This window comes from Hyphomicrobium sp., from assembly GCF_041674905.1.
Lineage (GTDB): Bacteria > Pseudomonadota > Alphaproteobacteria > Rhizobiales > Hyphomicrobiaceae > Hyphomicrobium_B.
Window position 1 is genome coordinate 145,828 of sequence record NZ_JBAYUV010000003.1, and the last position, 9,251, is coordinate 155,078.

Annotated in this window: 7 protein-coding genes, 2 tRNA genes and 1 pseudogene; 4 read left to right on the forward strand and 6 right to left on the reverse strand. The window is 58.5% G+C overall.

Annotation, left to right across the window (positions count from 1 at the left end):
• The first annotated feature begins 60 nt into the window (after window positions 1-60).
• The 3 genes and pseudogenes from cynR (at window position 61) to WC026_RS02435 (ending at window position 3,041) form a co-directional block, all read left to right on the forward strand.
• Window positions 61-942 (forward strand): transcriptional regulator CynR, encoded by an 882-nt coding sequence (cynR, locus tag WC026_RS02425; protein ID WP_372709210.1) that lies wholly within the window; start codon window positions 61-63, stop codon window positions 940-942.
• A gap of 440 nt (window positions 943-1,382) precedes the next feature.
• Window positions 1,383-2,153, forward strand: a pseudogene (locus WC026_RS02430) (diguanylate cyclase domain-containing protein); the annotation flags it as partial.
• A 117-nt stretch (window positions 2,154-2,270) separates the two neighbouring features.
• Window positions 2,271-3,041 carry a putative bifunctional diguanylate cyclase/phosphodiesterase gene (locus WC026_RS02435; protein WP_372709221.1) on the forward strand — a complete coding sequence of 257 codons (771 nt, stop codon included), beginning with the start codon at window positions 2,271-2,273 and terminating at the stop codon, window positions 3,039-3,041.
• Window positions 3,042-3,183: 142 nt separating this feature from the next.
• Here WC026_RS02435 and WC026_RS02440 read toward each other — a convergent pair.
• From WC026_RS02440 to WC026_RS02450, 3 genes are all read right to left on the reverse strand, one after another.
• Window positions 3,184-3,260 (reverse strand) — tRNA-Asp (locus tag WC026_RS02440).
• Between the two features lie 119 nt (window positions 3,261-3,379).
• Complete coding sequence (locus WC026_RS02445) at window positions 3,380-3,883, reverse strand: DUF1993 family protein (RefSeq protein WP_372709211.1); 504 nt, start codon at window positions 3,881-3,883, stop codon at window positions 3,380-3,382.
• Window positions 3,884-4,006: 123 nt separating this feature from the next.
• Window positions 4,007-4,081, reverse strand: a tRNA-Val gene (locus tag WC026_RS02450).
• A 214-nt stretch (window positions 4,082-4,295) separates the two neighbouring features.
• Here WC026_RS02450 and WC026_RS02455 point away from each other — a divergent pair.
• Window positions 4,296-4,694 carry a hypothetical protein gene (locus WC026_RS02455; RefSeq protein ID WP_372709212.1) on the forward strand — a complete coding sequence of 133 codons (399 nt, stop codon included), beginning with the start codon at window positions 4,296-4,298 and terminating at the stop codon, window positions 4,692-4,694.
• Between the two features lie 96 nt (window positions 4,695-4,790).
• Here the strand turns inward: WC026_RS02455 and WC026_RS02460 are convergent, their stop codons facing one another.
• From WC026_RS02460 to clpX, 3 genes are all read right to left on the reverse strand, one after another.
• A complete protein-coding gene (locus tag WC026_RS02460) occupies window positions 4,791-5,099 on the reverse strand; it encodes an HU family DNA-binding protein (RefSeq protein ID WP_372709213.1) in 309 nt (102 codons plus the stop codon).
• A gap of 210 nt (window positions 5,100-5,309) precedes the next feature.
• The gene (gene lon, locus WC026_RS02465) at window positions 5,310-7,730 is read right to left on the reverse strand and encodes an endopeptidase La (RefSeq protein ID WP_372709214.1); all 2,421 of its coding nucleotides are present in this window, start codon (window positions 7,728-7,730) and stop codon (window positions 5,310-5,312) included.
• Window positions 7,731-8,008: 278 nt separating this feature from the next.
• Window positions 8,009-9,251 (reverse strand): ATP-dependent Clp protease ATP-binding subunit ClpX (gene clpX / locus WC026_RS02470; protein ID WP_372709215.1); only part of this gene is annotated, 1,243 nt, incomplete at its 5' end.

Here is a 9,251-nt window from a genome sequence, read left to right on the forward strand (position 1 = left end):
GGCGCGAAATCATGATAATGTCTAAGACTGCTTTCCTATGGCAGTCATAGGCAAATAGTTATGCTTATCCGGCAAGCTCATTACCTTCTCGCGGTGGCCGATCACGGCAGTTTTACGCGCGCGGCATCGGCGCTTCACATCTCACAGCCGGCTCTGTCGCAAAGGATCATCGATCTCGAAGCCGAGCTTGGTGTGCGGTTGTTCGATCGATCCGGACGTCTTGTTAAACTCACGGACCAGGGCAGGACATATATCGAGCACGTGCGCCGGGCTCTTCGCGAACTCAACGCCGGCGAACGCGCCATGAAGGATATTGCAAATGCGCTCGGCGGCACTCTGCGCGTCGCCTTCCTTCCGCTTTTTACGACGCATCTTGTTGGCCCGCTGATGCAGGAATTCTACCGGCGTCACCCCGGGGTTGCGCTCACCATCGACATCCTTGCGCAAGGCGAGCTTGAAGCTGCACTCGTCGAGGACCGCATCGATATCGGCCTGGCATTCAGCGATATCGCCAGCAATGAAATCGATGTTGAAAAAATACAGGACGACGAGCTTTGCCTCATTGTCGGAAAGCGACACGCTATGTACCGCAAGGATAAAGTGCGCGTCACGGAGATGAAGAACGAGAATTTAGCTCTCCTCACCCACGCTTTCATAACGCGAGCGCCGATCGACCGCTATTTTCACAGTCATGATGTCCGCCCGCGGATTGCGATAGAAACGAATTCCGCGGACTCCATCATCGCGATCGTAAAGGGAGCGCCGATCGCGACCGTTATGCCGTCAGAGACGGCGCGGCAGGTTCCTGGCCTCAAGGCCGTTCAACTGATCCCATCTCCCGGCAAATGGACGCTATCGGTCTTGCAAAGAAAAGATGCCTATCGGAGCGCAGCGGCAAAAGCGCTTGTTGCCACCCTGAAGCAGCAAAGACGCGTTTTGTAATTTCCATATGACGTATTCATTAGCTTTGGCCGCGGTTTTCGAAATTCAATTCTTGAATTTTCGTTATGAAACCACGCGTCTTATTTTTTTTGCAGTGCGATAAATTTAAATACATTTAAGATGTAAAAGAAATTACGAAAGGTGGCATTCTCTTTAATCACTCGCTTACAGATTGCGGCTTAATAGTGACAGCCTACTTTAGTGCGAGTGGAATGAGAAATGCCTGCCAACGCCAAAAAAAAAAAGCGAAACAAAATTCCGGCGTCAAACGATCAGCAAAACCAGCGGATCGCCGAATTCAGAAGGAGCGGTCTAAAGCCAATCGCCCCCGGCCATCGATTAAACCTCAATTGCAGGAAAAGGCGGGCGATAGTGAACAGCTAACACATCTCAATCGCTGCCTGGAACTCGCGCTCAACAACATGGCGCGCGGCTTGTCGATGTTCGACGCCCATCAGCGCCTCATCATCTGCAACAGGATGTATGAAGAAATATACGATCTTCCCAAGCATTTGACCCGTCCAGGAACAACGCTTGCCGAATTGGTGCGCAATCATGTCAAGCGCGAAACGGGCCTGGATAATCCCAAGGAACGTAAAAAGCAGCGGGCCTGGATCGACCACCATGTTTCCGCCCTCGCGCGCGGCGAAACTTTCACCCATACCCAGCATCTGAAGAGCGGTCGCGTCGTTCTTGTCACCAACCGGCCCCTCGAAGGCGGCGGGTGGGTCGATATTCAGGAAGATATCACCGAGCGCCGTCAGGCCGAGCAGAAAATTCACTGGCTGGCGCGCCACGATCCGCTGACTGAAATCGCAAATCGCCTGCAATTTCATGAAGCCCTCGACGAAGCACTGAAAAATCTCAAGCCCAATCAGACGCTGGCGTTGCACTGGATCGATCTGGATGGATTCAAGTCCGTCAACGATACGCTCGGACATCCGGTTGGCGATGCTCTTCTCAAGAGCGTTGCCAGAAGCCTGAAGCGCGCGGTCAGAAAAAACGATATCGTCGCCCGTCTCGGCGGAGACGAATTCGCGGTTTTGCAGGCCTCGTCCCGCGTCGCCCGGAAATCCGATGCCGAACGTATGGCGCAACGCCTGCTGAAGGAAATCTGCAAGCCGCACGATCTCGGAGGACAGCAGGTTTCGTGCAGCGCAAGTATCGGCATCGCGTTTGCTCCGCTCCATGGACAGACGACCGAGCAACTTCTCAAGGCGGCCGATCTCGCGCTGTACAAGGCGAAAGCGAATGGCAAGGGAAATGCTTTCCTGTACGACGCGGATATCGCCGACGATGCGAATTCCCGCTACGAGCTTCAGCTGGATTTGCACGGCGCGCTCGATCAAAACCAGCTGGATCTCTATTATCAGCCGCTCGTCGATACGGAGCACCGGGACGTCATCGCCTTCGAAGCGCTGCTGCGATGGCATCATCCGCTTCGCGGTTTGATTCCGCCCGCCGACTTCGTCCCGATCGCGGAAGAAACCGGCCTGATCCTCGAAATCGGCGAATGGGCTTTGCGCAGCGCCTGTAAAGAGGCGACGAAATGGCCTGAGGCGATCCGGGTCTCGGTCAACCTATCGCCAATACAGTTCGAAAGAGGCAACCTCTATCAATCCGTGGTCGATGCGCTGACGCTCTCAGAGCTCGCACCGCATCGGCTCGAACTCGAGATTACCGAAGGCGTGCTCCTGCGCGATGAAATCAACACGCGCGCGATTTTGCACAATCTGCGCGCCCTCGGCGTGCGCATCGCGCTCGATGACTTTGGGACGGCCTACGCGTCGCTGAGTTACCTGCGAAGCTTCCCCTTCGACAAAATCAAGATCGATCGCAGCTTCGTGCGCGATCTCGACGTCGGGAAGCGAAAGGACTGCGAGGCGATCATACAGGCGGTCGCGGGGCTCGGTAAGCAAATGCAAATCAGCACCGTCGCGGAAGGCATCGAGACGCTCGATCAGGCTCAGACGGTCACTGCCGCGGGCTGCAACGAGCTGCAGGGATTTTATTTCAGCAAGCCCGTTCCGGCTGCGGACGTCAGCAAGGTGCTCGCCGCCTGCCGTTCGAAACTCGAGCGAGGCCATCACGGCGCCTAAGTTGCGAGCGGGAGGCTCGCGCATCACGCGTCACTGGCTGAGCGACGAGCTTTCGTCAGCGATGACGTCGCCTAAGATTTTAGGTGAAACAATAGGGTACGCCAATGTCCGGCTATCCTGAGTTGCTCAGCTACGGACCGGATGGCGCGAGAGACGGGACTTGAACCCGCGGCCTCCGCCGTGACAGGGCGGCGCTCTAACCAACTGAGCTACTCCCGCAATCCAGAAAGTCACGGGCGCCGAAGCGCCCGTCGTCACAGCGTCCGAATACGTGATGGCCGCGCGGGCGTCAAGCCGCTGTTCGCGCCAGCGGACGACAATCGCAGGTCCTCCGCCATCTATCTGCGGACGAAATCACGTTTGCCGATCTCAAGGCCGTTATGCCGCAGGATTCCATAAGCCGTGGCGCAATGGAAATAGAAATTCGGCAAGGCGACGTGCAGCAGGTAATCTTGCCCCGAGATGGTGACCTCCTGGCCGCCGATCTTCAACGTCAGCTGCTTGGTCTCGGAGCCATCGAGTTGCTCAGGCTTATAGCTCGCAAGCAGCGCCTGGGTTTTGGCCAAACGCTCTTTCAATTCCGGCAGTGTCGTCTCGCTATCGGGAAAACCTGGAACGTCGAGGCCTGCCAGGCGCGCCGGCGCGGCTTTCGCGAAATCGGTCGCAAGCTGGACCTGCCGGGTCAGGTTGAACATGTCGGGATAGAGCCGCGATGCGAGCAGGACCGCGATATCGATTTTCTTGGCCGCTGCATGCTCCGCAGCCTTATCGAGAATGGCTTCGAGGGATGCGAGCTGCTTCTGAAACGTCGGAATGGCGATGGCGTACATCGATACGGGCATGATTATGCTTTCCTCGTGAGCTGAGAGCTGACGGCACTCGTGCAGGGATTGGACAAAGTGCTTCATCTAGGCTGTCCCTGACGGCTGGCTCCGCGAAGTGGAGTCGCCAGGGACCAACAGGAATGGTGGGAGGTGAGGGGATCGAACCCCCGACATCTTCGGTGTAAACGAAGCGCTCTACCGCTGAGCTAACCTCCCATCCGACGAGATCTTCTAGGCAGCAATAGCCGGACCCGCAAGATGGTCTCTCGTATCTCGTCTGCCATCGAGACCGCGACGTATAGCCTGCAACGAGCCCGCGCCCGGCATTTTCTTGCCATTAACCGCCGACTGCAATTTACCCCGCAGATCAAGCTTCACCCGGCAGCGATTTTGATAACCTGGTGCCGAACGGATGAGGAAGGCGTGCACAGTGGCAATCAGGACGATTGGATTTGGCGCGGCAGCAATGCTGACGTTGCTTGGCGTAACGGCTCATGCAGACCCGTATGATCTCGATGGCAATCGCAATCAGGCCGTGAGCGTGTCCGTCAGCTATACGTTCACCCTGCCAGCAGACGGCGGAGCAGACTCCGCCGACGGTGCGGCGGAACGGGGCCGGCGGCAAGCGTACGAAATGGCGGGGCGCGAGTGCGCGAACCTGCTCGCGACGATCGCCGCGACCTGCAGTCTTGGCAGCATCAATGTATCGAGCCAGCCTCAGCGCGGCTACGGCCAAGCATCGGAAGGCATAAACATTCGCGCTTCCGCGAACTTCAAGATTACGCCCAAGGCGCAGACGGCGCCGGAACGTTCGGCGCCGCAGCGCTGACGCTTGGGCAGTTGTCGCTCGCCCGAGCGCGGCTTCTCTCAATAAAAAAAGGCGCGCCAGAGAATGGCGCGCCTCGAAACTGCGATAACAAACGCCTTAGTTGAGCGCGTCTTTCAGACCCTTCGCGGGCGTGAACTTCGGCACGCGCGAGGCCGGGATCTGGATCGTCATGCCGGTTGCGGGATTGCGCCCTTCGCGGGCCTTGCGGGCGGCAACCTTGAACGTGCCAAAATCCGGAATGCGCACTTCGTGGCCTTCCTTCATGGCCGCGCGAATATGCGCGAGCACAGCGTCGACGACGCCGCTGGCTTTTTCCTTGGTCAGTTCGCAATCACGCGCGACGGCATCGATCAAATCTTTCTTGCTCATCTCGTAGGTCCTCTTGTGGCGGAGATTGGGTTTCATCGGGCTGAAGCCCGGGACGGCCACCTCGGGGGAGTATCGACCGTGCATGGGTCGGTAAAAGCGCTCAATCTCCAACGTCCGTCAAGCGGAAAACGCCCGTATTTCCGGACAAAAGCGCATGCAAATGCTCGAATTTAACATAAATAAATGCCCCCGCGCGTTTGACGCGCGGGGGCGATAACCAAGTCTTATCTTGTCTTAGCCAAGACGTCAGTGCGCCGTGACGCGCGACCCTGTTTTGTCCTTCGCCTCGAGAGCTTCCGCTTCCGCGACCTCATCCCAGGTGATCGCCTCCGGCATCCTGACCAGCGCAACCTTCAACACCTCTTCCAGCTTGGAAACCGGAATGATATCCATCTTGGTCTGCACTTCGTTCGGAATCTCCGCCAGATCCTTGGCGTTCTCCTCCGGAATGACGACCGTCTTGATGCCACCGCGCAGCGCCGCAAGGAGCTTTTCCTTGAGACCGCCGATCGGCAGCACACGACCGCGCAGCGTGATCTCGCCCGTCATCGCCACGTCCTTGCGAACGGGAATTCCGGTGAGCACGGAGATGATCGCCGTCGACATCGCGATGCCTGCGGAAGGTCCATCCTTCGGCGTCGCGCCTTCCGGCACGTGCACGTGGATGTCGCGCTTCTCGAACAGCGACGGATGAATTCCGAAATCGATCGAGTGCGAGCGCACGTAGGCGTTCGCGGCCTGGATCGATTCCTTCATCACGTCACGCAGGTTGCCGGTGACCGTCATGCGGCCCTTGCCGGGCATCATGACGCCTTCGATCGTCAGCAGTTCGCCGCCGACCTCGGTCCAGGCAAGACCCGTCACGATGCCGACCTGATCCTCGAGTTCGGCTTCGCCGTAGCGATACTTCGGCACGCCGAGGAAGTCGTGGAGGTTCTCGGCCGTGACGACGATCGACGACTTCGACGACGTCAGGATCTCCTTCACAGCTTTGCGCGCGAGCTTCGCGATCTCACGTTCGAGCGAGCGGACGCCCGCCTCGCGCGTGTACCGGCGAATGACTTCCTTGAGCGCACTGTCCTCGACAGTCCACTCGCCTGGCTCAAGCCCGTGCGCAGTAACCTGCTCGGCCATCAAGTGGCGCTTCGCGATCTCAAGCTTTTCGTCCTCCGTGTAGCCCGCAAGGCGAATGATCTCCATGCGGTCCATCAGGGCGGGCGGAATGTTGAGCGTGTTCGCCGTCGTCACGAACATCACGTTCGAAAGGTCATAGTCGACCTCGAGGTAATGATCGTTGAAGGTCGCGTTCTGCTCGGGATCGAGAACCTCGAGCAGCGCCGCTGCCGGATCGCCACGGAAGTCCTGACCCATCTTGTCGATCTCGTCCAACAGGAAGAGCGGGTTCGTCTTCTTCGCCTTCTTCATCGACTGGATGACCTTGCCGGGCATCGAACCGATGTATGTGCGGCGATGGCCACGGATTTCCGCTTCGTCGCGCACGCCGCCGAGCGACATGCGGACGAATTCGCGTCCCGTTGCGTTCGCGATCGATTTGCCGAGCGAGGTCTTGCCGACGCCGGGAGGCCCGACGAGGCACAGGATCGGCCCTTTGAGCTTGTTGGTGCGCGCCTGCACGGCGAGATATTCGAGGATGCGCTCCTTGACCTTCTCGAGGCCATAGTGTTCCAGGTCGAGAATCGTCTGTGCTTCGGCGATATCCTTCTTGACCTTGCCCTTGATCCCCCACGGGATCGACAACAGCCAATCGAGATAGTTGCGCACGACCGTCGCTTCGGCCGACATCGGCGACATCTGCTTGAGCTTCTTCAGCTCAGCCAGCGCCTTGTCCTTGGCTTCCTTCGACAGCTTCGTGTTCTCGATCTTTTCCTCGAACTCGGAAATGTCGTCGCGCTCGTCGGAATCGCCGAGTTCCTTCTGAATGGCCTTCATCTGCTCATTCAGGTAGTACTCGCGCTGCGTCTTCTCCATCTGGCGCTTGACGCGCGAACGGATCTTGCGCTCGACCTGGAGAACCGAGATCTCGCTTTCCATGAGCGTGTAGACGCGCTCGAGCCGCTCGGAAATGCTGGCGGTTTCGAGAACGTCCTGCTTGTCGGAAATTTTTACCGCGAGGTGCGATGCGATCGTATCGGCGAGCTTGGCGTAATCCTCGATCTGGCCGACGTTGCTTAGAACCTCAGGCGAGACTTTCTTGTTGAGCTTCACGTAGCTCTCAAACTGGGTCACGACCGAGCGGGCCAGCGCTTCAAGTTCGTCCTTGGCGCCTGGCACTTCGGACACGCGTTCGACTTCCGCCTCGAAATAGTTGGCGTTCGCCGTATAGCGGGTGATCTTGGCGCGCGCGCTGCCTTCGACCAGAACCTTCACGGTTCCGTCGGGAAGCTTCAAAAGCTGAAGCACGGACGCCAGCGTTCCGATTTCGTAGATCGCGTCGGGTGACGGATCGTCGTCACCTGCGTTCTTCTGCGCGGCGAGTAGAATCTGCTTGTCGGCGCGCATGACTTCTTCAAGCGCGGCAATGGATTTTTCACGGCCGACGAAAAGGGGCACGACCATGTAAGGGAAAACAACGATGTCCCGCAGCGGTAGAACCGGAAACAGTTCTTTGCCGACGGCCTTTTCCCTGGTCTTCTTATCTTCGCTCATTTGACTACCTATCGCCGTACGCTAGCACCCTTTGGAGAGGCTACCAGCACGATCCACGCTCGTTCCACCTAGGAGCCACGCATCCCGTCCCTTTTTATGGCGACGGTCAGCATTCTCGTGAAGCGCGAGCGCGGGGTGAGACCCAAGTGCTAGACACCGGTTACGGAGGAAGTGCCCCGGCTGGCTCTTGCTGCCACTCCCTCCGAACAAATAGGGATCGAGCCCCCTTAAACAAGAGCCGGGGATTTACCCCCGGCCATCAGTAATTGTCGCGATGATTATGCGGAGCCCTTTTCCTCGACCCGCTCGGAGTAGATGCGAAGCGGCTTCGCCGAACCCTCGACCACCTCGGGGCCGATGACGACCTCTTCGACACCCTTGAGCGTCGGAAGATCGTACATCGTGTCGAGCAGAATGCCTTCCATGATCGAGCGGAGGCCGCGAGCGCCCGTCTTGCGTTCGATCGCCTTGCGCGAGATCGCCCGCAAAGCGTCGAGCGTGATCGTGAGCTTCACGTCCTCCATTTCGAAGAGGCGCTGATACTGCTTGACGATGGCGTTCTTCGGCTCGGTCAAAATTTGAACGAGGGCCGCCTCATCGAGGTCTTCGAGCGTTGCGATCACCGGCAGACGGCCGATGAATTCGGGGATCAGGCCGAACTTCAAGAGATCCTCGGGTTCGACGTAGCGCAGGATTTCGCCCATGCGACGCTCATCGGGCCCGGTGACCTTCGCGGAGAAGCCGATCGATGATCCCTTGCCGCGGCGAGAGATGATCTTTTCGAGACCCGCGAACGCGCCGCCGCAGATGAACAGGATATTCGTCGTATCGACCTGCAGGAATTCCTGCTGCGGATGCTTGCGGCCACCCTGCGGAGGCACGGAAGCAACCGTGCCTTCCATGATCTTCAGCAGCGCCTGCTGCACGCCCTCGCCCGACACGTCGCGCGTGATCGACGGATTGTCCGACTTGCGGCTGATCTTGTCGACTTCGTCGATATAGACAATGCCGCGCTGCGCCCGCTCGACGTTGTAGTCGGCCGATTGAAGGAGCTTCAGAATGATGTTCTCGACATCCTCGCCGACATAGCCCGCCTCGGTGAGCGTCGTCGCGTCGGCCATCGTGAAGGGCACGTCGAGGATGCGGGCGAGCGTCTGCGCAAGCAGCGTCTTGCCCGAGCCCGTCGGGCCGACGAGCAGGATGTTCGACTTCGCGAGTTCGACGTCGTTGTTCTTCGTCGCGTGGTTCAACCGCTTGTAGTGATTGTGAACGGCGACCGAGAGCACGCGCTTGGCGTGGTATTGGCCGATCACATAGCTGTCGAGAACGGTGCAGATTTCCTGCGGCGTGGGCACTCCGTCGCGCGATTTGACGAGAGTGTTCTTGTTCTCCTCGCGGATGATGTCCATGCACAGCTCGACGCATTCATCGCAGATGAACACCGTCGGACCGGCGATAAGCTTGCGTACCTCATGCTGGCTCTTGCCGCAGAAAGAGCAGTAGAGAGTGTTTTTCTCTTGA